Here is a 26,523-nt window from a genome sequence, read left to right as displayed (position 1 = left end):
GTAGACTTGTCTCATATCTATATAGAAGAAGTATGTATAGATAAGGAGAGACTCATGAAAACATTTTTTAAAGGTGCACTATTGTTAGTCGTTGCGGCATTTTTAAGCGAGTGCCTTGAATTTATAATTAATATGGTATTAGCTAGAGAATTAGGTGATGAAGGATTAGGACGGTATATGTCTATCCTGCCGACCATTATATTGCTCGTTGTTCTTGCCAGTATAGAGTTGCCAATTTCTATTTCTAAATTTATCGCTGAGCAAGACAAAAAATATCACCTCAATATGCTTCAGCATACATTACGGTTTACCCTAGTTTTCATGCTCATTTTTCTAATAGTAGTGGTCGTTATTCTGCCTTTTATTCCAATTTTTGACCGCTACCATCCCATGATACGGTGGTTGATTATCTTGTTAATCCCTATTATCTCCTTGTCTTCTGTCGCTAGAGGGTACTTTATGGGGTCGCATCGAATGGGGAAAATTGCATTATCGAACTTTTTACGTCGGGCAGCTCAACTCATATTATTAGTTATCCTATATCAGTGGTTTAACTTTGAACATGAACTAGCTATTCTTATTGCGATATGTACGTTAATTGGTAGTGAATTTATTGTATTTGTATATTTACTTACTGTTTATTTTTTACAAATAAACTCTATGAAAAAAGAACCAAGTGAAAAGATAAGTGGAAAGACTGTCAGACAACAGCTATTGGCAATATCAATTCCGACGACAGGAGTAAGGATTTTCCACGCTGTCACATTTGCGATTAAACCATTTTTAATTAAAGAGGCGTTGCTTCGCTCAGGACTAACCGAAGCAGTTGCATTAGCCCAGTATGGAAAGTTAGCGGGGGTCGCTTTTACAATAGGTTTTTTTCCAGCGTTTATAGCACATTCGCTGCTCATTGTTCTCATTCCAACCGTTTCAGAAGCTTATGCAAAGAGAGACTATTTAAAGCTGCAAAAGTTGTTACAGAAAGTGATGCTGTTTACTTTCTTTTACGGTTTAGTTGCGGTAACCATTTTTTACGTGTATGCTGAACCGCTAACTACGTTATTTTTTGAATCATCTCGTGCAGCTGGCTACCTTCAATTATTATGTCTTTACTTTTTATTCCACTATTTTGTTATGCCAATGCAAGCCTACTTAATTGGTCTTGGATTAGTCAAAGATGCATTTCTCCATGCGGTTTGGTCAACGATCGTTTCATTTACATTAATGTTTGTATTAGGTTCAATGGAACAATTCCAAATGAAAGGTGTTATTATTGGAATGAATACAGGGGTCGTTCTGCTAACACTTATGCATTATCTAACCATTTGTAATAAAATTGGTTCCACCTTGTTGCTAAGAGCACCCTCTAACTTTAAGTATTAATTTACAACATTAGCGCAAGAAAGCCCCTGTAATTTATTGATGGGGATGAATTGCACCCTCTGTGAATATACTAAAAACCTTAAGCTGTAGTAATTAATTAGATAATAAACTAATGATATGGAATAATTAGGTATAGTTTAATAGAGGTTATTATGTTGAGTGGATTATTCATAAAGATGGTATCGTTTATCTTCGAGTTGAAGAAAGTGTTATACGAAGTAGAGAAAGAAAAAGATGTAACCATTAAATCCATAGAAGTTATGCTAGACCATATTCATCTTTTTATCGAATTTGAGCCTAGACTATTGCTTCATAAGATCATTAAAGATTTTAAAGGTAGAAGTAGCCGAGTTTTAAGAGAAAAGTTTCCCCAACTAAAGAGCGACTTGATCTAGAACAATGTGTGAAGTATTGGGCGATATTTAAGGAATTGCACGATATAGAAATCAAACGTTTAAAGCAAACGAAAACCCTAGCAAGCATGGGCTTGTAGGGCATTCAGTTCAAATAAACGGTTTTGAAACGAGCCGACAGGACGTTAAGGTAGTTCATTAGAACAAGCCTTGTCCATGAAAGTCTAAGGGAACGGAATGAGTTTCTATATCAAGCTTTCATAGGTATAGAAGAAGTACCTCAAGTACCTTAGAACCCACCGAATTTATTCGTGTGGAGTTTCAGGTTTTCCTTACCCTTTTTTAGGCAATACCTGTAGCAAGGAAGGAGGGATTTCATGAAAAGGTTATTTATTTTCATCGGTTTAAGTTTAACCGTACTTATCGCAGGATGTGGTACTAATGAAGAAGCTCCAGAAGTAGAAGCGCCAACGGAAGAAGAAAAAGTAGAGGAAGAGGTTGAGGTAGAAATAGAAGAACCAGCTGTCGAAGAAGATCCGCATACATTTTCCGATGTCATTGAGGAATACGAGGTTTTATCAAGTTTTGAGACAGATGGTCCAGGGACGGGGCTAGGTTTAGGAATGAACATTCTCTACCAATCTGAAGATGTTGCTTTCGTTTCGGGTCACCAAGGACATGCACTTGGTCATTATCGTTTATTACAAGTTAATCATGAAGAACAAAAAGTAGTCATTACCCATCAATTTTCTGAGGAACAGTTTGAGAAATATGAAGAGCTCCAAAGAATGGTTGAAGAAGAAGGAGAGCAAGCAGCATTTGAGTGGATGCAAAACCAAGAAAGTAATTTCAATGAACTCTTTTTCACTTCAAAAGTTCCACCAGAAACAACTACGGTCACTTGGAATGATCAAGAGTGGGAAGCAATAGAAGTAGAAATAAAAGATGGCGATGAAAAATATGTTTTTGCAAAAGGCAAGGGAATGATCCAAATCCACTATCAAAGTGAGTTAGCTCAGGAGTTATTTGGAGAAATTCGAGTGGCGAACCGAATTGAAGACTAACTATTTTTCACGTAGTTGTTAGAGAACGTTGCAACCGCAATAGGAGAATTCAGAAAGACAAGAGTTCGAACTTATGAAAGGGGAGCTCTTGTCTCTTGTCATACTTATGAAAACTGTTTAATGCTGAGTTGTTTTATTCCGTTTAACAAGTGATAAGATCCCCACTTCAAAGTGTTGAGAAAACAAGAAAGCCGAAGAAGTGGAAGAGAAGCGCAGTAACAACCTGATTAATTCAATTACTATTCAGGGCATGACCCGATGAATGAAGTTTCACTTTATTTACTAATACTCTCATTTGTTTCTTTTTTTGCGTCGTCTAACATTTGATTAATGCTTTCAATATACTCATATAAACTCATCTTGTATTCCTCCCTTTTTAAAAATAACAAGAATTTAGTATTGTTTATAAAATTATTTCCAATTTATAAAATACTAAACTATTAAACTGAAAAATAGTAAAAATAGATCAGGAGATAAATGTAGTAATAGTCTAGAAGTAGTGGGGTTTACCATTTCTGACAGAAGACTCCCTTTTCAATCTCTAGAAGGGATTTAGCCCAGCGATAAGGGGAGATGAATGTCAGTTGGCGGTAGCCTAATCCAAACTGGCGGTTACGCTGGTGTTCTTAGGAATCACCCATTTCAATCGGATCGCAAGGTCGAAAAGTGGCGGGCAGTTCAAGATCAGGGAATTCACCGATGGGCTTTTCCTGCAAACAATGGTATATTTAGTGTCAAGGAGTAATAAACATCGTTGGTTAAGAGATATCGGACGAGGGGATAAAAAAGAGATAAAGAACTACGAGTTGGGGAACTCGTAGTATAAGCCTAAAATCATCAATTATAAAAGAGAAAAACCGCAGATGAATGTGTTCATTCAGGGCGGTTTTTCTTTGTTTTTCTAACAGAAAGGTCTTCCGTATTTGATGAGTTTATTTATCACGCATCAACTGGCAGTAATATCCCCACTTCAAGACTTCGAGGAATCAAACTAGGATATATTATAGTATCGTCGCTTATTTTTTCGCACTTTGCGTGTTTTTCATTTAAAATAGAGAAAACAAATTGAAAACTAAGGGTTGAGAAGATGAGTATATTTACAGTTGAACATTTGTATAAATCATTTGGTGAAAAGGTATTATTTGATCATATATCATTTGCAATTGGAGAACGTGAGCGAATTGGATTAATTGGCATTAATGGAACGGGAAAATCAACGTTGCTCAAAGTACTTGCAGCTGTAGAAGGGATGGAGGAAGGCAAGGTCACGCATTCCAATCAACTTCATATTGAATATTTACCACAACAGCCTGAACTTGATGATAACCTTACAACATTAGAGCAGATTTATTACGGGGATTCATTAATTATGAAAGTAATGCGAGAGTATGAGCAAGCCTTACAAGAGCTTCAGCTTGACTCAGAAAACATAAAGCTCCAAGAACGTTTATTAAAAGTTCAAGTAAAGATGGATGAATGTGAGGCGTGGGAGGCAAATACTGTAGCAAAAACAGTACTGACACGTCTTGGTATTACCGATTTCACAAAAAAAGTAAAATATTTATCGGGTGGTCAAAAAAAACGTGTTGCGATTGCTAAAGCGCTCATCCAACCTGCTGATTTACTTATATTAGATGAGCCGACAAACCATTTAGACAATGAAACAATTGAATGGCTAGAAAGTTATTTAGCCCAGTACAAAGGATCTCTTATCATGGTCACGCATGATCGTTATTTTCTAAATCGTGTAACTAATCGGATCTATGAATTAGATCAAGGGAAACTTTATACGTATGAAGGAAATTATGAAGTATATCTAGAAAAAAAGACCGAGAGAGAAGCACTTGCTGAACAAAGCGAGTCAAAAAGGCAAAATTTACTACGTCGTGAATTAGCTTGGTTACAAAGAGGGGCTAAAGCAAGGACAACCAAACAAAAAGCGCGAATTCAACGCGTCGAGAATTTAAAAGATCAAAAAGGGCCAACGCAAAAAGCGGATGTTGATTTTGCGATCGGATCGACGCGCCTTGGGAAAAAAGTAATTGAAGTCCATGACATGTCTAAATCGTTTGGTGAGCATCTTCTTTTTGATCATTTAGATTATTTAATCGTTCCAGGTGAACGATTAGGCATTATCGGACCAAATGGAACAGGAAAGTCGACACTGTTAAATATATTAGCCGGAAGGATTAAACCCACTACAGGTGAGATTGAAGTCGGTGAAACTGTAAAAATTGCATACTATACACAAGATGATGAAGAAATTGATGGAGACTTACGAGTAATTGATTATATTAAAGAAGGTGCTGAAATTGTTCGAACAGTAGACAATCAAATCATAACTGCTGAGCAAATGTTAGAACGTTTTTTATTTTCACGTGCCATGCAGTGGACGTATATTCGTCGGCTCTCGGGAGGGGAACGGAGACGTCTTTATTTATTACGTGTCTTAATGGAAGAGCCGAACGTATTGTTTCTTGATGAGCCAACAAATGATTTGGACACGCAAACACTTAGTGTTTTAGAAGATTATTTAGATCAATTTCCAGGTGTCGTTTTAACGGTTTCCCATGATCGTTACTTTTTAGATCGTGTTGTTGATCATTTACTTGTGTTTGAAGGGAACGGCTCGGTTAGTCGCTATCAAGGGTCTTATTCAGAATATATGGAAGATAGAAGACTCGAAAAAGAAGCAGAAATACAAGAACGTAAAACGAGCGTTCAAGATAAAACGGAACAGAAAAAGAAAAGAGAACCAAGAAAAAAACTTTCCTATAAAGATCAACAAGAATGGAATGAAATCGAAGATCGAATTACTCAACTCGAATTGAAGATCGAAAACGTTGAGGCGGAGATTGTCGCTGCTGGAAGTGATTTTGGAAAAATACAAGAGTTGATGGAAACTCAAAAGCAAAACGAAGAAAAGCTAGAACAAGCGATGGAACGTTGGACTGAGTTATCTCTATTAATTGAGGAAATTGAAGAGCAAAAATAACGGGTGATGTTGTGAAAGAGAAAATCCTACAAATACTTTCAGAAATTGAAGAAGTACAGCAAGTAAAGATTTTATATGCTTGTGAAGCAGGTAGTAGGGCATGGGGATTGGCTTCAGAGGAAAGTGATTATGATGTTCGGTTTCTATATGTTCATCCCGTCGACTGGTATATATCAATTGACCAAAAACGAGATGTTATAGATGCACCAATGGGTGAGAATTTAGATATTGTTGGATGGGATTTAAAGAAAGCATTATTTCTCTTAAAGAAATCGAATCCTCCATTATTGGAGTGGTTACAATCTCGTACTACTTATTATGAACACCCAGCGATTAGCGACTTAAAGGCTTTAGCTCAAACAACTTTTTCAGCTAAAGCATGTTTGTTTCATTATTTAAACATGGCGAAACGAAATGCAAAAGGGAGTTTTCAAAGTCAAGAAATTAAAGTCAAACTCCTTTTAAATGTTGTTAAACCGTTACTTGCTTGTAGATGGATAGCAAACCATCATTCGATGCCGCCTAATGAAATGGAATTGTTACTCGATGATATGGTCACTGATCCACAACTTAATAAGGAACTCGACCAACTCTTACTAGAAAAGCAAAGAGGAACTCAAGTAATAGATATAAAACAGGTCGGTAAAATCCAGCAATATATTTTTGATGGAATTAAGCATCTAGACAATTTTGCTCAAACAATAGAATATGATAAAGGACTTTACCAAGGAGAACTGGATGCTTATTTTCTACGAACGTTAAAACAAGTCTGGGGAAACGATTGGTAACAGCAAAGGTAGGAGGCTGACTTGATTGATTGAGTCAGCCTTTTTCCTTTTCTTGCGTTTATCCCGTATCAACTGGTAGTATACCCCCACTTCAAGACTTCGAGGAATCAAGAAGAATAAGTGGGATAAACTGTCAGTAACAACTAAATGAACTAAGACTAAATGCGCCGCGATGAAAGTTTCTCTTTATGAGAACTTATCTCGATTTGAAAGCTACAGAGTTCGAGCATTAACTGCTCTTCTTATTCTTTTTGTCTTTAATTAACTGCATGATATCTCTTTTTAAATTATTTTTTTTCTCGTTTGTAATAGAACTGAGCCAAGAGGTGACATCTTTTCCGTATTCCCTTTTACCCCGTTGATATAGAGTTAAGAACACTTGTTTAAATATGGTCGAGGTCGTGCTGGTTTTATTCAATTTTCGACTTTCATCTAACAGGACATTTAAAAAAGTAGAATTTGAAAGGGTACAATTTTTTGCTAGGTTGGTAAGAAGAAGTGTCGCTTCATCATGAGCTTGATGTTCGTTGTAGTAAGTAAGAATATCGGTCATTAACGATGGGGATTGTTCCAATTGATGATGAAGATACACTAAAAATGGATCATAACGATGAAGTAGTAAAAAGTCGATTGCTTTTTTGGTGTTTGCTGTGGCAAGTGCTCTTATTAATGTGGAATGGATGAGTGAATTAGGTGATTTTTTATTGTTCGATTGAGAAGATAGTAAACGAGAAGGCCAGCGATTTTTAATGTCTTGTAGGTGTTCGTCCATAAGAAGTTTTTCTAGATTTTTATTATTAAATTTTGCATCTTCTTGTTCGTTTAATGCATCTTTAATATCGGCTTGCGTAAGAGGACTGTTTGTTCGAGCACTCTCAATTTTTTTACATTGTTCAAGACAACGAATTGCATCTTCATCTTGAGTTTTATTTAAGAAAAAAGATTTTTTAAATTGCCCAATGTGCGAAATAAGCGCATAAATTTTCGGGCGGTCATCTTCAAATAAAATGACATGATTATCCGTATCAGTAGGTTCTTGATATTTAATGATATATTTGGAATTGTTATTTAAACTTACAGTTTTACCGAGCAGGCAAGCAGGTAACGTCATAAAATAACCTTCCTTTCGTTGAAGTGAGATTTTGGCATCTGAATACTCCTTACCTATTATTGTAAATGTTTTCGGAGCAAAAGTAAAAAGTTCAATTATTTTTTCAAATCTAGTCTTAAATGTTGAAAAATAGTTAAATATAGAAATGAAATATATACTGAATAATACTAGTCAAATAGATGGAGAGTTTGATATACTAAAAATAAGAACTTGCGTTCGTGTTTAATCTGAGTTGGACAAGATCGTTTGCAATTAGAAATTCCTGTATAATGAAGTGTAATTTACTATAAGCTAGGAGGTAACGTAACTATGAATCCTCATCCTATTATTGAACAGTTAAAGGAGATTATTTCCAGTCATATGATAACGGAAAAGATCTTTGTTGTCCCTTCCCACAGAGATGGGCAATTAGCCATTCAAGCGTTAGCAAGAGCAGGTCAACCTGTACTCAATGTTAAAGTGAAAACGTTTATGGATTTAGCGCTAGAGCTTTCCAAACCCATTATGAAAAAAGCGGGTTATGAACGGATGCCTTACCAGATCGGTAAACAATACATATTTTCAGAACTTCAAAATTTAAAAAGAAATAAGCAATTATCCTACTTTCATTCTGTTCAGTTGACTTCCGCATTTAGTCAAGCGATCTATCAAGCTATATTAGATTTAAAGCAGGCTCGAGTAGCAGTTAATTCGTTTCCGAAGCAGGCCTTTCTTAAGACTGAGAAAGGAGAAGATTTGCTTAAGTTATTTCAAGCTTATGAACTAAAACGGCAAGAAAACCAGTTGCTTGATGATGGAGATATTTTTGAGTTAGCGCTACAACGAGAAGTAGAACCACGCCGCAAAGTATTGTATTTATTTTTCCCTCATGAAGCCTATTACCGAATTGAAAAAGATTTTTTTCTACACTACACCAAAGGTGCAAATGTCATTGCCTTAGGACTTCCCACTATTGCAGGGTTAGAGTCACTTTCAACAATGGTTCAACCAAATATGCAAATTGAAACACAACATCCATTCAGCTATTTATACCAAATTGAACAATCACTTGAAGTCCCTGATGTAACTTTAAAGGCGGCCATTAGTGAAGATGAAGAAGTTCAAAATGTCTTTAGACAATTAAAAAATCAAAAATTGTCCTTTGATCAGTCGGTCATTTTCTATACAAACGCTCGTCCATACGTAGAGAGTGTCCTTCGTTTTGTTCAAAAACAAGATGTCCCCGTCACTTTTGCTGAAGGAGTTCCTCTAAATCTAACAAAGCCAGGGAAGCTTATTAAGGGAGTATTTCAATGGATACGGGAAAATTATAGTGTGAACGTCCTTGCAAAGCTCATCCGAGAAGGGTGTATTTCCTTTGATTCTATTGAAATTTCTGGTGAGAAGGTCATTTCCCTTCTACAAGATGCTGAAATTCAATGGGGAAAAGAAAGGTACTTACAAAAGGTAAATGAAAAAATCGCAGATTTGGCTCAGACAGTGAGTGAGGATGAGGGAAATCAACGCGTTCTTAGGAAGTTAGGAGAGTATAAACAATTACTGAAGTGGTTAAATCCATGGATGCGCCGGTTCGATGGAGATAAGACGTATAGTAAGGTTTCTTATAAGGGTTGGTTAACAGCCTTAAAAGATTTACTGTTAATCGAGGATCACTCTAATAATGGGTTAAATACGTCTGCTAAAAACCAACTACTAGAAGTCATCACCGAAGTTGAACACCTAGCAGTAGGTGAAATGACATTAGGTGAGGTGATGAGCGATACAGAACAATGGCTTATGAAGCTAACTGTTGGTGCATCAATGCCTAAGCCTGGACATCTTCATGTATCGCCGCATCGTATTGGTTTGTATTTAGACCGTCCTCATGTCTTTATTGTTGGTTTAGATAATGGAAGATTCCCTGGTCGACAAAAAGAAGACCCTATTCTTCTTGATGTGGAAAGAAAGGCTATTCACCCTGAAATGACGCTAGGTCGCGAGTTTGTGAAGCGGAATTTTTATTTGTTTGTACAGTTATTATTGACGACAAAAGGTCATGTTCAAATGAGTTATCCATTTTTAGATACGGTAGAAAATCGAAGAACGGCGCCTTCTCATTTATTTTTACAAGCTTATCGTTTGAAAACCAAACAACCTGGTGTAACGGGTGAAGAGCTAGCTAAAGTTCTGCAAAGTGATGTTCATTTTATTCAAAAAGAAGCTGAGAATGTGTTACATGAAAGTGAATGGTGGGCAACTCAGTTATGGAGTAATCACCAAATGGACGTAGAATTGTATCGCCAAGAGCCATATAGGCACTTAATGCAAGCGCAAGTTGCTAGATATGCGCGTCGTAACGATCTATTTACTGAGTTTGATGGCCGAATTGAATATGATCATGGTTCACATGATCCTAGAAAGAATGAAAACATGAAGATTACAACAAGTAAGCTAGAAATGCTTGGGACGTGTCCTTATAAATACTTTTTAAAGCATATTTTATATGTTGAAGAAGAACAAGTAGAAGAATTTGATATGTACAAATGGTTAACACCTCCAACAAGAGGGAGCTTATTACATGAAGTTTTTGAGCGCTTTTATGAACAGATCAAAGCGTCCAAACAAAAGCCAAAAGTAGAGGAACACATAGACGTTATAATAGACATAGCGGATCAAGTGTTACAAAAAGAGCGTGAAAGTAATCCACCTCCAAGTGAAATTATCTATTTGCTAGAGCGCCAAGAAATATTAGAATCCTGTTCTGTTTTTCTTAAAGCAGAAGAAGAGGCGAGTGATGACGGGGAACCGCTATTTTTTGAATATCATTTCGGTATCGGTGGACAAGATCCAGCGACTATTGATTTATCAAATGGGGAATCGATCCGTTTAAGTGGAAAGATAGATAGAGTTGATCGTCTTGCAAACGGACTTTATGCAATTATCGATTATAAAACAGGTAGTTCTTACGGCTACTCAGATAAGGCTTATTTTAATGGTGGACGCAAACTTCAACATAGTCTTTATGCTCTAGCGTTTGAGAAGCTGTTTGCTCATAAAAATGCTCAGGTTAGTTCGAGCACGTATTTCTTTCCAACACTTAAAGGGCAAGGGGAGAGAATTGAGCGAAAGCATAGTGCTCAAGAAAGGGAACAATTTCTAACGATCGTTGAACATTTATGTGAATTGTTAGCCAAAGGCCATTTTCCATACACCGATTCAGTAGAGGATTGTAAATACTGTGATTTTAAGATGGTATGTCAGCGTCATACGTATCAAGAAGAGGTAATTGAGAAGAAACAAAAAGAAGAAAATGCATTCGGAGCACTGCGACTAAAGGAGGTGCGCTCGTATGACTGATGTCGTTTTAATGGACAAGAATGAAAGAGATAAAATTATGCAGGACTTGGATACGAACTTTCTTGTGGAAGCAGGAGCAGGGTCAGGGAAAACATACAGTCTTGTTCAAAGAATGGCAAACTTAGTAACCACAGGCACGTATGAAATTCGTGAGATTGTTGCGATTACTTTCACAAGAAAAGCTGCAGATGAACTGAAGGAACGCTTTCAGACGGAATTAGAGAAAAGAAGAAAAGAAATAACAGATTCCGTGATTAAAGATAGAATCGAACGGGCATTGGCAGACTTTGATCAGTGTTATTTAGGAACCGTTCATTCCTTTTGTGCTAGGTTATTACGTGAACGTCCAGTCGAAGCGGGGCTAGACTTTGACTTTAAAGAGTTAGATGAGCGTGAGGACAAGATGATCGCTGATGAAGCGTGGGAACGATATATTAATGATGTTCGTATAAAATCGCCTGAAAAACTTAATGAACTAGCGGAGTTAGGGATTGATGTCGCTTCATTAAGAGAAAACTTGCATGAGTTACGCGAATATGCGGATGTTATATGGTTTTATGAAGAAACAGATAGACCAACTTTGGATGAAGTTTTTTCAGAACTAAAAGCGTTTATTGAGTATGTGAAAACGAATCTTCCTGATGAAGAACCTGATAAAGGGTACGACTCTCTACAAAAGAAAATTGTTCGGACGATTCGAGAATTGAAATATTTTGATATAAGCAAAGATAAAACAAAAGTTTCAATGTTAAGACCATATCAAAAGAAAACAACAGTGACGTTAAACCGCTGGAAAGATAATGATGTAGCTAAAGAAATAAGGGATGAACGACAAATTATACTTTCAGAATCAGTGGCACCTGTATTAGAAAGTTGGTTTGAGTATTGTCATAGTCAACTAATTCCGTTCCTAAATCCAGCATTAGTGTACTATCAAGACCTTAAAAAGAAGCGTTCTTCCCTAAACTTTCAAGACCTCCTTTCGGAATCGGCGAAACTATTAAAAGAAAATAGTGAAGTTCGACGATATTTTCAAAAAAAGTACAGATGTCTTCTAGTGGATGAGTTTCAAGACACTGATCCGATCCAAGCAGAACTCATGATGTATTTGACAGGTGAAGAAGCGGAAGAAAAAAATTGGACAAAGTTAACACCACGTCAAGGATCCCTATTTGTAGTAGGTGATCCGAAGCAGTCGATTTACCGTTTCCGACGTGCGGATATCGATATTTATCAGCGAGTGAAAGAAATGATTGCAAGTACAGGTGGGGAGGCTCTTAACTTAACGATGAATTTCCGAACAACAAGTCTTGTTACTGAGCCTTTAAATCAAGTGTTTATTCAACACCTTCCTGAACAAGAGACAAGTTATCAAGCTGCCTATCGACCGTTAAATTCCGTTAAAAGAAATGAGCCCGACGAAGATCAACAAATGGGCATATATAAATGGACCGTTCCAAATGCTAGGAAAACAGCGGAAGTTATTGAAGCCGATGCGGATGGAATTGCGAGGTATATTCGATCCAAACTTATGAACAATGAAGCACAACCTCGAGATTTCATGGTTCTTACTCGTTATAACGGTGGAATTGATGATTATGCGAAAAAGTTAGAAGAGTATAGTATTCCTGTGATGACAACAGGAGAGGTAAGTTTAGCTGAGGATGAAGAGCTGCGTGCTTTATTATACGTATTAAAGTTTTTAGCGGAACCAACAAACTCTCTTTACGCTGCCGCAGTATTAAGAGGCCCTTTCTTTGGAGTGAGTGATAAGCTTTTGTATCATTTTACAACTAATGGGGGAAGACTCTCGTTATTTGCAAACATTCCCGAGTCATTAGAAACAGCGGATCGAGAAATTTTAACGATTGCTTTTGACAAATTAAGACAGTATTTCTTATGGCGTAGGAGGGATATGCCTTCAACTTCAATAGAAAAGATTATGATGGATGTAGGTTTATTGCCATTGTATATGAATTTAGAAAAAAATAAACGCGACTATACAAGAGTATACCAAGTACTTGAAAAAATAAGGGCTTATGAAGCGGGCGGACAATCTGAATTTCATTCAGTAGTTGAACGATTAGAACAACTTATTGTCGATGAATCCATGGAGGAAATGACATTACCAGAAGAAGAAAATGCAGTTCGTGTGATGAATGTTCATAAATCAAAAGGACTAGAGGCACCGATTGTATTTCTAGCACATCCAAAGAAGTTTGTTGATCAAAAAGGTAAAATTGGCCGACACATTCAACGTGAGCAAGAACAATCGATTGGATACTTCTGTTTTAATAATGAAAAAGATGAGTTGATGGCTCAGCCGCCAAACTGGAGACAATTACAGGCGGAAGAGTATGAATATTTAAGAGCCGAGGAAATGCGTCTCGTTTATGTGGCAGCGACTCGTGCAGAAACAACACTCGTAATTAGTAACATGGATAAGGGAAATGAAAAAAATAATCCATGGCATGATTTAATTGTAGGCATAAAATTAGAAGATTTTCAGGTACCTGAAGATATTGTTAAGCCCGAAGTATCGAATAGAAAAGTAATTGACTTAGAAGAATGGAAAGGAATTAAAGAACAAGTATTGCACTGGGCTGATCGATTAATACAAAAGACATATGAAATGGAGCGACCGACCGATCGTACAGAAGATGACATTTCATTGCTTGGGATAGCACGAGAGACTGGCGGTGGAAAGGATTGGGGGAGTGTCATTCATGAAGCTTTTGAAGCTGTGTTACAGGGAAAAGGGGACAGAAACGAGGTTATTGAAGAACTTCTTGTAAAATATGAATTCCCAATAGAGCGTGCAAAAGAAGTAAATGATGCCATTGAAGCATTTCTACAATCGGCGCTTTGGGAAAGGTGTAAGCAATCTGACGAATGGTATGCAGAAATACCGTTTACAGTGTCAATCCAAGAAGGTCATCCACTGTTCCGAGAAGAAAAGGGTGAGACGTTATTAACGGGTATCATCGACTTGATATTCAAAGAAAATGACCAGTGGATTATTGTTGATTATAAGACGGATCGTTTTACTAAAAAAGAAGATATTGAAAAGCTTAAAATGCATTATGCAAAGCAAATTAATTTGTATAAACAAGCTTGGGAAGAAATGACGAATGAACCAGTAGGAGAAATGAATATTTATTTTGTTCAAACCCAAAACTGTGTATCAATTAATGAATAAAGAAAGTTTTGTGGATGACTGTTTTGTGCTGCCTCCTGTTATGATATCAAGCCTATAGTAGCTGAGGAGTGGCAGCTTCTTCTGAAGAGCAATGTGAAGCACTAAAGAATATGGTCAATAATGTTGGTGCGATTACGGCAATGTCCAATAAGTTAGCAAACCATGTGGATAAGTTTAGACTTAAATAAAAAAATAAAGTGGTTGAAAAGGTGCTAACACCCTTAACTTTTGGAATCGTTAATGGTGTCTGGCGCCTTTTCTTTAATTGTATAAATAATTATCTAGCAATTACTAGACATTAATATATAAATTCGTTGTAATAGTATTTGAAGATAATGTTCGAGAAAAGAAAGTGGGTCGCACCATGAAACAAACTAAAACGTGGCGGGAAAAGTTACGATTGTTAATGTATATCCTCGTCCCCATTCTAATTACACAACTAGGACTTTATGGAATGAATTTTTTTGATACAACAATGTCAGGACAAGCGGGTGCCGATGATTTAGCGGGTGTAGCGATTGGATCAAGTATTTGGTTACCTATTTTTACAGGTCTTGTTGGAATATTAATGGCACTAACGCCGATATTAGCGCAAGAAATAGGGGCTGAAAAGTATGATAACGTGGCTTTTTCTGTAATTCAAGCGATATACTTATCTTTGGCGATTGTCGCTGTCATTATCATAGCTGGTGTTTTCGTTCTTAATCCCCTCCTTAACGTAATGAGTTTAACAGATGAAGTAAGGCATATTGCTAAACATTATTTAATTGGATTGTCATTTGGTATTTTACCGTTATTTTTATATACTGTTCTTCGATGTTTTTTTGATTCACTTGGGCAAACGCGTGTAACGATGGTTATTACGCTCCTTGCCTTACCGATTAACATCTTTTTTAACTATATTCTTATTTTTGGTTACTTTGGTTTTCCGAGGTTGGGGGGGATCGGAGCAGGATACGCCTCTTCTATTACTTATTGGTTTATATTCGGTATTGCTCTTTTTGTTGTTATAAAAGTTCGTCCATTTTCAGAATATCTAATTTTTAAAACTTTTTTTCGTTTTTCCTTTTCAGCCTGGAAAGAGCTATTGTTACTAGGCCTACCGATTGGGTTTACTATCTTTTTTGAAACGAGTATTTTTGCAGCAGTTACTTTACTGATGAGTCAATTTAACACAGAAACGATCGCAGCACACCAAGCTGCTATTAATTTTGCTTCTTTACTTTATATGATACCCATGAGCATTGCATTTGCGTTAACGATTGCGGTTGGATATGAAGTTGGAGCAAAACGTTTGCAAGATGCAAAGCAATATAGCTATTTAGGGATCGGGTTTGCTGTTTTATTTTCCATTGTTGCTTCATTAATTTTATATGTCACAAGAGGACCAGTAGCTGAACTTTATTCCAATGATCCGATCGTGTTACTCTTAATTCAACACTTTCTTTTGTATGCCATTTTCTTCCAAATTTCTGATGCTCTAGCAACACCAATTCAAGGAGCATTGAGGGGTTATAAAGACGTTAATATACCGTTCGTCATGGCACTTGTTTCTTTTTGGATTATTGGACTTCCTACGGGTTATATAACCGCCAATTTTACACCGCTTGGACCATATGGATATTGGGTTGGTTTAATAACAGGACTTGCATGTTGTGCTATCGCATTATTGTATCGATTAATTGTAGTTCAAAGAAAGTTCGTCGTAGACACAAAACTTTAGAGGAAATAAATTGTATTATAAATTTAAATTGGGGTGAGAGGATTGGCTAAAAAGAAATATTATGTGGTTTGGAGTGGAAGAAAAACAGGAATATTTAACACATGGGCCGAATGTGAAAAGCAAGTTAAAGGATTTCAAGGAGCACGATTTAAATCGTTCGAAAGTAAAGCAGAAGCGGAAGCTGCTTTTTCAAATGGCAAAGCCCCAATAAAGAATTCGTTTGCAAAAAAGTCAGTTCAATCAAAAGTTAAAGCGCCAGTAGGTGATGTCATTTGGGACAGTGTATCGGTCGATGTTGGTTGTAGAGGAAACCCTGGAATCGTTGAATATAAAGGAGTTCATACTAAAACAGGAGAAATTTTATTCTCACATCCCGAAATACATATTGGTACGAATAATATGGGTGAATTTTTAGCGATCGTTCATGGATTAGCATGGTTAAAACAACAAGGAAAAGAAGAGACACCAGTTTACTCGGATTCAAAAACAGCGATGAAATGGGTAAAAGATAAAAAAGTAAATTCAAATTTAAAACGTGATAAAGAGACTGAGTATATATGGTCGTTAGTGGAACGAGCAGAAAAGTGGTTAAAGACGAACACATACAAAAATCCAATTCTCAAGTGGCATACTGAATTATGGGGAGAAATTAAGGCCGATTATGGGCGTAAATAACAATCCCTTTACTGATAGAAGTTAGCCTTTGTGCTCTATGTGGAGTTGTAAAGGGAGAAAATAAACACATCAAACAAGGTCTAAGGTTACATGAAAGACTTTTAACAAGTTGAGATGGGGGAATTGTTATGAGCGAATCGTATGAAACACTTCTTCAGATGCAAAAAGATTATTTCTATAGTGGAGAGACAAAGGATATTCATTTTCGTATTAAACAACTTAAGAAACTAAAAAAAGCTTTAAAAGCTAATGAAAAGCAAATTGGTGAAGCGTTACGAAAAGATTTAAATAAGTCTGATTTTGAAGCCTATCTTACTGAACTTGGTGTCCTTTATAATGAAATTTCTGAAACAGTGAAACATGTAAAAAGCTGGGCGAAGCCCAGGAAAGTCAAGACGCCAATGACGCATGTCGGCTCTGGTAGTTATATTTATCCCGAGCCGTATGGTGTTTCATTAATCATTTCTCCGTGGAATTACCCCGTAAACCTAACAATTGCTCCGTTAATTGGAGCAATGGCCGCAGGCTGTTGTGCAGTAATTAAGCCATCTGAATTAACACCACATACATCAGCCATACTTACTCATATTTTACAAAAGACGTTTGAGGAACGGTATATTGCAGTTGTTGAAGGCGATGTAGAAACAAGTAAAGCACTTCTAGCTTTGAAGTTTGACCATATCTTTTTTACAGGCAGTGTTGCGGTTGGAAAGGTTGTCATGGAAGCTGCAGCGAAGAACTTAACGCCAATTACGCTTGAACTTGGCGGAAAGAGTCCGACGATTGTTCATAAAGATGCAAAGTTAGATGTGGCTGCCAAACGTATCGTCTGGGGGAAATTCACCAATGCAGGACAAACATGTGTCGCTCCTGATTATTTACTCGTGCATAGAAGTATCAAAGAACAATTTTTAGACAAATTAACTCAACAAATTAAGGAGCAGTTTGGTGAGGATGTTTCACGAAACTCTGATTTCCCGATGGTCGTTAATGAACGACATTTTGACCGTTTAACCAATTATATGAAAGATGGAACAATTATTTTCGGTGGACGTTCTATTAAAGAACGTCGCTTTATCGAGCCGACAATTTTAGAAAATGTTTCTTTGGATTCCGCTGTTATGCAGGAGGAAATTTTTGGACCAATTCTTCCCGTTTTTGAATATGAAACTGAAAAAGAAGTAATCGAAATGGTTCGAAAACGTCCTAATCCATTAGCACTGTATTTATTTACAGAGAATAAAAAGACAGAGCAACATATTATTACCCATATATCGTTTGGTGGGGGTTGTATTAATGATGTTGTCTACCATGTAGGCTCCTCTCAACTACCTTTCGGTGGTGTAGGTTCGAGTGGAATGGGTGCATATCATGGTAAATATAGCTTTGACGCATTTTCACACGATAAAGGTGTGTTACACCAGTCAACGAAAATGGATATCCCCTTTAGGTATCACAATACTAAAGGTGGATTGAGTATATTAAGGCGATTAATAAAATAAGTTTCCAATATAATAGGCTGTCTATGTCAGTTTCTAATGGTGATAAGGTTTCATTATTTTAATGAAACTATATTGGTAGAGTTAGAGCGGCATAACTAAAATGGGACAGCCTTTTGGTTTTTGAGTAAGTATGATTGCATTTTGACTTTAAAATACAATTAAATATTTAAAATACTAAATTTTTTGTAAATTAAAGGAGGAAAAAAGGAAATCGTAGCGTATTATATAACTAGTGTAATTTATGATAATTTTTTTAATGAAACCAGTAAGGAGTTTTCTATATGAATGAAATGATACTTGAAATCAAAACACCTTATTCCGTTTCACATATGCTTAAAAGGTTATCGAATGATCCACTCCATGTTGTTGATCTCATAAATCAAGAAGTTAAAGTTCCAATATATGCTGAAAATGAAGTTGTAACGCTCTCATTTTCTCAAACAGACGATACAACGAAAGTAATCATTAGTGGAAATATTTCTGACAAAGAAAAGACACTTGAAAAATTAGAGACTATTTTTCTATGGAACGTTGATCTTCAACCGATTAAAGAACATTTCCAGCATACGAAGCTAGCAGCTTTATTTGAAATATTTCATGGTGCACCCATTGTTTGTGATTTTGATTTATATGGGTGTTTAATGAAAACAATTATACATCAACAGTTAAATATGAAGTTTGCACACGAACTGACCTCTCGATTTGTTAATGAGTTTGGTTACGAAATAGAGGGTGTGTTATTTTACCCACGCCCAGAGCAGGTCTGTGAACTGAGAGTCGAACAACTTCGTAAATTACAGTTTAGTCAACGAAAAGCGGAATATATCATTGATACTTCTAAACGAATTATGAGTGGCGAAGTCAATCTGGAAGCCTTCCGCGATCAGCGAGATGAAGAAGTAATGGAGACATTAGTACAGATTCGTGGGATAGGAAAGTGGACAGCAGAAAGCTTCCTATTATTTGGTTTAGGGCGACCTAACTTATTGCCAGCTGCAGACGTTGGGATCCAAAATGCTTTAAAACGCTTATACCAATTGGACACCAAACCAAAAGCTGAGGAAGTTATAGAAATGGCAAAAGATTGGAAGCCATATTCAAGTTATGCAAGTCTGTATTTATGGCTTAGTGTTGAGCAACCTCACCTACTTGAACATTTAACAAAAAAATAGAATGGTAGAGCACTTTCCAACATATGATTTTAAAGTGTGTGAATGGACCAATACTATATAATTGAATGAGTTTTAAACTACCATTTGAATAGCGAAACATTGTTTAACTCAATAGAGACAGCTGATAAAAAACATAAAATAGGAAGCGCTTACAACTAGGTGCTTAGTGAAAAATGTAAGCGGGAGAGCGAATGCTCAGCTTTTCTACCTTAATTGTAAGCTATCTGGAATGTGATACTAAGGTGATGGTGTCATAAAAATGTGTAATACAGCTTTTTAAGCTGACATTATAAATATTAAATGAGTTTGAGGAGGAGTTTCTCTTATGATGAATGTACCATTAAATATTTCTTCTATGATGGAAAGAGCAGAAAAGTATTTTCCGAAAAAAGAAGTTATCACAAGAACACCAGCTGGGGTAAAACGACATACGTACCGTGAAATTGGAGAGAGAACAAGACGGTTAGCTAGTGCGTTACAAAAATTAGGTGTTGAACAAGGTGATAGAGTGGCTACGTTTGCTTGGAACTCACATCGACATCTAGAAGCTTACTTTGGTATTCCAGGGTTGGGGGCTGTCCTACATACGGTTAACATTCGTTTATCGTCTGAGCATATTTCCTACATTGTCAACCATGCTGAAGACAAAGTTATGCTAGTAGATAGTGACCTCTTACCATTACTTGAAAATGTAAAAGACGAGTTGAAAACAGTTAAAGCCTATGTTGTCATGACAGATGGTGAAGTACCAGAAACAAGTTTGTCACCTGTTTATTCCTATGAAGAATTATTGGCTGAAGGAAACCCAGAGTTTGAGTTTATTAAAGATATAGATGAGAACTCAGCAGCAGGGATTTGTTATACATCTGCTACAACAGGGAATCCAAAAGGGGTTGTGTATACACACCGTGGCATATTCTTACATAGTATGGCGCTTGGATTAGTAGATACAGCAGCGATTTCAGAGGGAGATCGTTGTATGGCTGTTGTTCCGATGTTCCATGCTAATGCATGGGGGATGCCATTTGCAGCAACGTGGTTTGGTTCTTCACAAGTTATGCCAGGAGCCCAGTTTACTCCAACAATTTTGGCTGAGCTTATTGAAAGCGAAAAAATAACACTTACTGCAGGAGTTCCAACGATTTGGTTAGGACTATTAAAAGAACTTGAGGAAAATAACTACGATACAAGTAGTTTAAGAGCTGTATTATGTGGTGGATCCGCTGCTCCAGCTGCAATGATTAAAGCATTTGAAGTGAAATACGGAATTCCTTTCCTTCATGCATATGGAATGACGGAAACATGCCCAATCGTTACCGCATCCACACTAAAAAGCTATCAAACAGATTTACCAGAAGAAGAAAAGCTTGCGATTCGAGCAAAACAAGGGTTAGTTGTTCCTGGACTTGAGATTAAAGTAGTCGGTCAAAATGGTGAAGTGAACTGGGATGGAGAAGAAATGGGAGAATTACTTATCCGTGGACCTTGGATTGCCAACGAGTACTATAAGGATGAAAGAAGTAAAGAGGCGTTCCGTGATGGTTGGCTTCATACTGGAGATGTGGCAACAGTTGACGATGAGGGAGTCATTAAACTTGTAGACCGCACAAAGGATCTCATTAAGAGTGGTGGCGAGTGGATTTCATCTGTTGATTTAGAAAATGGATTAATGGCTCATGATGCGGTATTTGAAGCTGCCGTTATTGCCATCCCTCATCCACAATGGCAAGAAAGACCATTAGCATGCGTTGTTTTACATGAACAATATAAAGGAAAAGTAACGAAAGAAGATATTATCGAGTTTTTAACACCACTATTTGCAAAATGGTGGTTACCAGATGATGTTGTCTTTTTAGATGAAATTCCAAAAACATCGGTTGGTAAATTCTTGAAAAGAGCGTTACGTGATCAGTTAAATGAGCATTTTCAAATTCAGTAAACTACTGTAAAGATAGTTGTAAGTAGGAATTAAGAGGAAGACTCTTAAATGTCTGTGTACCCTTCATTAACGTAAGATGTTAAGCATCTAGACGTGTTGAGGGTACACATATTTTATGGAGTTTACCTCTTTTTTGTGTAGAATAATTTATTTCCAGTCCTCACCAATAATTCCAAGTTGGTAAAATACAAGTAATACGAACTTTATTTAAAGGTTAAGGTGAAATTTAAAAGAGCTTGGAGGTTCCCTTATACAGAAGTCTTAAGAGAGGATATTGTGTAACAATTACGCACCGATCTCGGGGAAAGGTCGTTTATGAAAAGAATATGGTTGAACATTTTTGGTGTAGTCACTGTTCTGATTGGAACCGTTGTGTTTCTTATTCAAATTAATTAAACGTTTATTTAAAAATATTTTTCATGTTTTTCTAATTTTTGCAAATAGAAATTAAAAATTGCACATAATAAAAGAAATCTTTTTATAACGAGGGATAAGTATATGTCACTTACAAATGGTGTAATTAATACGATTTCAATAATCGCAGCCCTAATTTCTATGATCCTTGTTTTATTAATTCAGTGGAACATTGAACGTGAAACAAAAGAACGTCGACTATCACTTTTTTTTCATATAATAAATGTTCTAGTCATGCTAATGTTTTATAGTACTTCTCAGTTAGCACTTTATAGTTCGATATCAACATTTAAAGACCATGGTGGAATTTTACGTGTTCTATTAGAGGCTTTAATTCTCCCTATTCCTGTAATTACGATTGTGTATGTTTTAGCAGCGATCAGCTACAGGAGTTATGTTCGACCATATGTAAAAGTAAAAGGGACGAACCTAGTAGTGCTAAAGCGGAGAAGAAGATAAATGGAATTGAGAAGGCATCATGATAAATAAAAAAATAGAACATTTAAATCAGTGGGCGATCAGGGAAAAGCATTGGATGTGGATAAAGATTAAGTAAGCAATTAAGGTATATTGTGTAGCTGATGAAAAATACAAAGATTTAAAAGTTAAGAACAGGATATAGAATAAATTAAAAATGGCTTAAATAAGGTGCAAAAAACTGCAGATTACTTACAATTTTTACCTAATAAAAGTTGAACAGGTTGTTAATAAAAATTTCCAATAAATTATTTTATAAATTGAAATTTTTTTAACTTTAGAAATTTTTATTTTATTTTTTTCAATATTCATTATTGTACCTCTAATTTACAAACATATATAATTAGGAAACAGTGAATGTGGAAGTAAGAATCATTACATACCCTATATTAGAGGTAAACAGTTTATAGATATATATATAATGAAATAACCTTTATCCAGCAAAAAAAATTTGTAAAATTCAATAAATAATTACAACTGTTTGTTAGAATGAAAGAATAAGATTTAGAAAGGTGTGAAAAGGATGTTAACAAAGCGAGAAATCATTACGGTAAGAGAAGCAGTAAAAAAAGTTTTAGAATACAAAAAGCACGGGGAAATAGAATACATATCAATAGAAGAAAGTGATGGTAGATATTTAGCAGAGCCAATAGTAGCAGATCATGATGTGCCACCTTTTGATCGTTCACCATTAGATGGGTTTGCTATTAGAGCAATAGATACAAGGAACGCTACTTTAGAAAAGCCAGTTGAGTTAGAGATTATTGAAGAGGTTGGTGCAGGTACAGTTGCAAAGAAAGAAATAAAAGAAGGACAAGCTATTCGAATAATGACTGGTGCAAAAATGCCTGAAGGAACGGACGTCATTGTTATGCTAGAGCTAACTAAAGAAATAAGTCGAGACCAAAAGAAATATGTTGTAATTAATCAATCTTTTAAAAAAGGTGATAACATTAACTTTCAAGGAGAAGATGCCCAAAAGGGAACGCAACTTATTGAAAGAGGGAGAAGGATAAATCCAGGTATAATAGCATTGCTGGCTACATTTGGTTATGCCAAAGTACCTGTTATTAAAAAGCCAGTTGTTGGTATTTATGCAACTGGAACGGAGTTATTAGATGTGCAAGAAGAACTTCAATTAGGTAAAATTCGCAATAGTAATTCTTATATGGTTACTTCACAAGTAAAAAAAGTAGGTGCAGAACCTTATTATTTTGGAAAATTGGATGATGATTTTGAACGATGCTATGAAGCTATTACAAAAGCGTTGGAAAAAGCAGATCTTTTAATTACCACTGGGGGTGTTTCGGTCGGGGATTATGATTTTTTACCAGCTATTTATGAAAAGCTAGGAGCCAATGTTTTATTTAATAAAATTTCAATGAGGCCTGGGAGTGTAACTACTGTGGCTGAATTGAATGGAAAACTCTTATTCGGATTGTCTGGAAATCCTTCTGCATGTTATGTTGGATTCGAACTTTATGCTCGGCCTTGGTTAAAAAGTTATTTTAAATCTGAAAAACCACATTTACAAAAAATCCAGGCAACCTTAATGGAAAATTTTACGAAACCAAACTCGTTTACACGTTTTGTTCGTGGTAAGAAATCATATCAAAATGGAAGTTTAGTAGTTTCGAGTACTGGAATAGATAAATCTAGTAATGTTACTATATTAGCTAATGCTGATGCCCTCATAATTCTCCCAGGAGGGGAAAAAGGTTATGAGAAAGGAACTATGGTAGATATTCTTCTTTTGAATGAAGAAGGTAGTAATTGGTCTTGGGACAAATAAATGTGCTTAAGAAAGTAATGAATAAAAGAATATAGTAATAGTAGTAAGGTTCACATACGTAAAGCTAATCTACATATGTAGGACATCTTGTTAGCATATTAAGTTTATTTCCAGAGTAAATAACTTAGAAATTAGGTGTGTGAAAAAGTGGAAAATAATAAAGACTTTTTAATTACTAAAGAGCCTATATCAATACAAAATGTAGTTGATAAGGTTGTTCATCGTCATTCAGGAGCAATAAATACATTTATCGGGACGGTTCGTGAAATAACAAAGGGAAAGAAAACATTGTATTTAGAGTACGATGCCTATATACCGATGGCAGAAAAGAAATTAATACAAATTGGAAAAGAAATTAACCATAAATGGAGCGGCTCAAATGTCGCTATTACCCATCGAATTGGACGATTAGACATTACAGATATTGCAGTTGTCATTGCTATCTCTACTCCTCACCGTACAGATTCCTTTGATGCATGCCGTTATGCAATTGAGCGCATTAAGGAAATTGTCCCGATATGGAAAAAAGAACATTGGGAGAATGGTGAACAATGGATAGGTGACCAGTTAGAACGTACAAAATATCCAACAGGAAAACCAGAACAGGAGCATTTATAATGATTAAAATACTACTTTTTGCGGCTTTTGAAGAAGCGATAGGACAAAGAGAACTTTGTATTGAAGGAAGAGATTTAACTTTAGTAGAACTAAAAGAAAAGTTATCAAAAGAATACTCGTTACCATCACTTGACAATGTAATGATTGCTGTAAATGAGGAATTTGTAGAAGAAAATAGGGTCCTTAAAGAGAACGATGTAATAGCAATTATTCCACCTGTCAGTGGAGGGTAGAAAGAAACCTCGTTTATGTTTAATTTACGAAATCTCAGTTGAACTTTTCAGAACAAAAAACTCACCATCTATAAGAGAGGCCACTGAAAAACTTCCGTTTTTCAAGATGAAAGAATAAACACACAAAAAAGAGACGTTCCTATATCCATTAAATGGATAAGGGTGTCTCTTTTTGCTTATAATTTAAGTCAATCCCATACTATAGTTATCCAATTAACTTCAGAATTCTTTTCAAATTCACCGTAAACATAGCCATGGCTCCCTGAATCTCCATGCCAACGAGACCCGAAGATGACGCTACATCATACCCGTGCCGGTGTTTTAATTCACTATTTTTTGCTTCTATTTTATAACGCTCTGAGGATTTTTCTTTAAAGTAATCACTTTCTTGAAAAGCTATTTGTTCTGTGTGTACATCCGATTTAATTGTAACAGAATATGTTTTGGCTTTTGCTCCTTCCTTATAACAGCCATCTTTTAATGGACACACCTTACATTTTTCTATATCAAAGTAATATGTGTGTTTTTGGTTTTTCGCTACACCTTTTTTTCCAGTTCGTGCTTTCCTGATAGCCATGTGTCCAGCCTTACAAACATACATACCAGCATCTTTATTAAACTCAAATTCATCTTCTTTTTTTCGATTACCTTGAGTGACAACAGGGTTGAGTTTAGCTACTAACTTCATTTCGTTTGTTTTTGTATATTCAATATTTCCTTTTTCCGAATAAGCTGCATCACCAATCACAGTATCAACTTCCATACCTGCTTCCATACTTTTTTCAATTAAGGTTTCTAGTTGCTTTCCGTCATTCTTTTCTCCTGTTGTGATAACTGCTGCAGTAATAATTCTTTCTTCACTTAAGGAAATGTGTGTTTTATAACCAAAAAATGCTGAGTCCGATGTTTTATGTCCTGTTTTAGCATCTTCATCTTTGGATAATTGTAGATGTTCAATATCATCAGCTATCGTTTCTTTAAGTAGGTTTAATGTTTCTTTCACCTTGGGGAATTCACAGATAGTCTCTTCTTTTTCAATGACTTTAATTAGCTTTTCACAATACTCAATTTGATCTTCTAATACATCTGATGTTGTTTTGGTTGGGAATTTACTTTTCATTGTTTCATCTATTTGATAAATGGTCTTTCTTAGATTTTTAGAGCGATCAATCAGCACTTCTTTAGCTGATTTTTGGTTGTAACGAGACTTAGTATGGGTAGCATCTACAATGATAGATTTACTTTTTATAATTTCTTTTTCGATTGCGATCTCAACAGTTTTATTGATTAGCATGTCTAATAAATTTACATCCTTTAATCGCAGTTTTCGAAACTTCGTTAAGGAACTTGGATCAATCACTGGATCTTCTGGCGCCATATCTAAAAAATATTTGAATGACATATCATATTTTGAGCGTTCGACAATATCAATATCTGATACGTTGTGGATACATTTTAATAATAAGTATTTGAACATGCGAATAGGATGGATCGCATTACGTCCATTATCTAGGCAATATTTATCTACTAATTCTTCATATACAAAAGAAAAATCGACTAAGTCATTGATTTTTCTTAAAACATTATCCTTCGGTACTACTATGTCATAAATCGCCATATAAGGACTTAAGTTTACTTGTTGATGTTGAATCATCGTATCCACCCACTCAAATTTGATATTTTAATTATACAGCAAAAAAGATATAGCACTCTCAAATAATTGAGGTGCTATATCTTTTATTATTTCAG

Annotated in this window: 19 protein-coding genes; 17 read left to right on the top strand and 2 right to left on the bottom strand. The window is 35.8% G+C overall.

Going from position 1 to position 26,523, the window contains the following annotated elements; all coding sequences use genetic code 11:
- The first annotated feature begins 54 nt into the window (after positions 1-54).
- The 6 genes from BK574_RS15850 (at position 55) to BK574_RS15830 (ending at position 6,583) form a co-directional block, all read left to right on the top strand.
- On the top strand, positions 55-1,383 hold the full coding sequence (locus BK574_RS15850) for a polysaccharide biosynthesis protein (protein WP_075389252.1): 1,329 nt from the start codon (positions 55-57) through the stop codon (positions 1,381-1,383).
- Between the two features lie 155 nt (positions 1,384-1,538).
- Positions 1,539-1,778, top strand: coding sequence for an IS200/IS605 family transposase (tnpA, locus tag BK574_RS15845; protein WP_218970583.1), 240 nt, complete (start codon positions 1,539-1,541; stop codon positions 1,776-1,778).
- 335 nt (positions 1,779-2,113) lie between these two features.
- The gene (locus BK574_RS15840; protein ID WP_078429275.1) at positions 2,114-2,800 is read left to right on the top strand and encodes a hypothetical protein; all 687 of its coding nucleotides are present in this window, start codon (positions 2,114-2,116) and stop codon (positions 2,798-2,800) included.
- Positions 2,801-3,377: 577 nt separating this feature from the next.
- Positions 3,378-3,545: a hypothetical protein gene (locus tag BK574_RS27595; protein WP_158211678.1), complete on the top strand. Its 168-nt coding sequence runs from the start codon at positions 3,378-3,380 to the stop codon at positions 3,543-3,545.
- A 342-nt stretch (positions 3,546-3,887) separates the two neighbouring features.
- On the top strand, positions 3,888-5,795 hold the full coding sequence (locus BK574_RS15835; RefSeq protein ID WP_078429274.1) for an ABC-F family ATP-binding cassette domain-containing protein: 1,908 nt from the start codon (positions 3,888-3,890) through the stop codon (positions 5,793-5,795).
- Between the two features lie 11 nt (positions 5,796-5,806).
- Positions 5,807-6,583, top strand: a complete 777-nt coding sequence (locus tag BK574_RS15830; RefSeq protein WP_158211677.1) for a nucleotidyltransferase domain-containing protein — start codon at positions 5,807-5,809, stop codon at positions 6,581-6,583.
- A gap of 229 nt (positions 6,584-6,812) precedes the next feature.
- On the opposite strand, the gene BK574_RS15825 is transcribed toward BK574_RS15830, so the two are convergent.
- A complete protein-coding gene (locus BK574_RS15825) occupies positions 6,813-7,694 on the bottom strand; it encodes a hypothetical protein (RefSeq protein WP_075389257.1) in 882 nt (293 codons plus the stop codon).
- Between the two features lie 309 nt (positions 7,695-8,003).
- Here BK574_RS15825 and BK574_RS15820 point away from each other — a divergent pair, with 309 nt between their 5' ends.
- From BK574_RS15820 to moaD, 11 genes are all read left to right on the top strand, one after another.
- Positions 8,004-11,030, top strand: a complete 3,027-nt coding sequence (locus BK574_RS15820; RefSeq protein WP_078429273.1) for a PD-(D/E)XK nuclease family protein — start codon at positions 8,004-8,006, stop codon at positions 11,028-11,030.
- Positions 11,023-14,229, top strand: a complete 3,207-nt coding sequence (locus BK574_RS15815) for a UvrD-helicase domain-containing protein (protein ID WP_078429272.1) — start codon at positions 11,023-11,025, stop codon at positions 14,227-14,229. Before BK574_RS15820 ends, BK574_RS15815 begins: the two co-directional genes overlap by 8 nt.
- A gap of 364 nt (positions 14,230-14,593) precedes the next feature.
- Positions 14,594-15,952 (top strand): MATE family efflux transporter, encoded by a 1,359-nt coding sequence (locus tag BK574_RS15810; RefSeq protein WP_075389260.1) that lies wholly within the window; start codon positions 14,594-14,596, stop codon positions 15,950-15,952.
- 42 nt (positions 15,953-15,994) lie between these two features.
- Positions 15,995-16,627 (top strand): ribonuclease H, encoded by a 633-nt coding sequence (gene rnhA, locus BK574_RS15805; RefSeq protein ID WP_078429271.1) that lies wholly within the window; start codon positions 15,995-15,997, stop codon positions 16,625-16,627.
- A gap of 128 nt (positions 16,628-16,755) precedes the next feature.
- Complete coding sequence (locus BK574_RS15800; protein WP_078429270.1) at positions 16,756-18,129, top strand: aldehyde dehydrogenase; 1,374 nt, start codon at positions 16,756-16,758, stop codon at positions 18,127-18,129.
- Between the two features lie 281 nt (positions 18,130-18,410).
- Positions 18,411-19,301: a DNA-3-methyladenine glycosylase family protein gene (locus BK574_RS15795; RefSeq protein ID WP_078429269.1), complete on the top strand. Its 891-nt coding sequence runs from the start codon at positions 18,411-18,413 to the stop codon at positions 19,299-19,301.
- Between the two features lie 325 nt (positions 19,302-19,626).
- Complete coding sequence (locus tag BK574_RS15790) at positions 19,627-21,240, top strand: long-chain fatty acid--CoA ligase (RefSeq protein WP_078429268.1); 1,614 nt, start codon at positions 19,627-19,629, stop codon at positions 21,238-21,240.
- 498 nt (positions 21,241-21,738) lie between these two features.
- Positions 21,739-22,113 (top strand): hypothetical protein, encoded by a 375-nt coding sequence (locus BK574_RS15785; protein ID WP_078429267.1) that lies wholly within the window; start codon positions 21,739-21,741, stop codon positions 22,111-22,113.
- Positions 22,114-22,654: 541 nt separating this feature from the next.
- Positions 22,655-23,923, top strand: a complete 1,269-nt coding sequence (locus BK574_RS15780; protein WP_078429266.1) for a molybdopterin molybdotransferase MoeA — start codon at positions 22,655-22,657, stop codon at positions 23,921-23,923.
- 147 nt (positions 23,924-24,070) lie between these two features.
- Positions 24,071-24,541, top strand: a complete 471-nt coding sequence (locus BK574_RS15775; protein WP_078429265.1) for a molybdenum cofactor biosynthesis protein MoaE — start codon at positions 24,071-24,073, stop codon at positions 24,539-24,541.
- On the top strand, positions 24,541-24,774 hold the full coding sequence (gene moaD, locus BK574_RS15770; protein WP_078429264.1) for a molybdopterin converting factor subunit 1: 234 nt from the start codon (positions 24,541-24,543) through the stop codon (positions 24,772-24,774). The genes BK574_RS15775 and moaD overlap by 1 nt, the downstream gene beginning before the upstream one ends.
- 205 nt (positions 24,775-24,979) lie before the next feature.
- On the opposite strand, the gene BK574_RS15765 is transcribed toward moaD, so the two are convergent.
- Positions 24,980-26,428, bottom strand: coding sequence for an IS1182 family transposase (locus tag BK574_RS15765; RefSeq protein WP_078427101.1), 1,449 nt, complete (start codon positions 26,426-26,428; stop codon positions 24,980-24,982).
- Positions 26,429-26,523: the final 95 nt, after the last annotated feature.

The organism is Alkalihalobacterium alkalinitrilicum (assembly GCF_002019605.1).
In the GTDB taxonomy this organism is placed as follows: Bacteria; Bacillota; Bacilli; order Bacillales; family Bacillaceae_F; genus Alkalihalobacterium; species Alkalihalobacterium alkalinitrilicum.
This window is presented reverse-complemented; position numbering and strand designations above follow the sequence as displayed.

Coding starts and splice junctions, on each gene's coding strand:
- BK574_RS15850 (WP_075389252.1), top strand. CDS start 55: ATGAAAACATTTTTTAAAGGTGCACTATTGTTAGTCGTTGCGGCATTT.
- BK574_RS15840 (WP_078429275.1), top strand. CDS start 2,114: ATGAAAAGGTTATTTATTTTCATCGGTTTAAGTTTAACCGTACTTATC.
- BK574_RS27595 (WP_158211678.1), top strand. CDS start 3,378: ATGTCAGTTGGCGGTAGCCTAATCCAAACTGGCGGTTACGCTGGTGTT.
- BK574_RS15835 (WP_078429274.1), top strand. CDS start 3,888: ATGAGTATATTTACAGTTGAACATTTGTATAAATCATTTGGTGAAAAG.
- BK574_RS15825 (WP_075389257.1), bottom strand. CDS start 7,694: ATGACGTTACCTGCTTGCCTGCTCGGTAAAACTGTAAGTTTAAATAAC.
- BK574_RS15820 (WP_078429273.1), top strand. CDS start 8,004: ATGAATCCTCATCCTATTATTGAACAGTTAAAGGAGATTATTTCCAGT.
- BK574_RS15815 (WP_078429272.1), top strand. CDS start 11,023: ATGACTGATGTCGTTTTAATGGACAAGAATGAAAGAGATAAAATTATG.
- BK574_RS15810 (WP_075389260.1), top strand. CDS start 14,594: ATGAAACAAACTAAAACGTGGCGGGAAAAGTTACGATTGTTAATGTAT.
- BK574_RS15800 (WP_078429270.1), top strand. CDS start 16,756: ATGAGCGAATCGTATGAAACACTTCTTCAGATGCAAAAAGATTATTTC.
- BK574_RS15795 (WP_078429269.1), top strand. CDS start 18,411: ATGAATGAAATGATACTTGAAATCAAAACACCTTATTCCGTTTCACAT.
- BK574_RS15790 (WP_078429268.1), top strand. CDS start 19,627: ATGATGAATGTACCATTAAATATTTCTTCTATGATGGAAAGAGCAGAA.
- BK574_RS15785 (WP_078429267.1), top strand. CDS start 21,739: ATGTCACTTACAAATGGTGTAATTAATACGATTTCAATAATCGCAGCC.
- BK574_RS15780 (WP_078429266.1), top strand. CDS start 22,655: ATGTTAACAAAGCGAGAAATCATTACGGTAAGAGAAGCAGTAAAAAAA.
- moaD (WP_078429264.1), top strand. CDS start 24,541: ATGATTAAAATACTACTTTTTGCGGCTTTTGAAGAAGCGATAGGACAA.
- BK574_RS15765 (WP_078427101.1), bottom strand. CDS start 26,428: ATGATTCAACATCAACAAGTAAACTTAAGTCCTTATATGGCGATTTAT.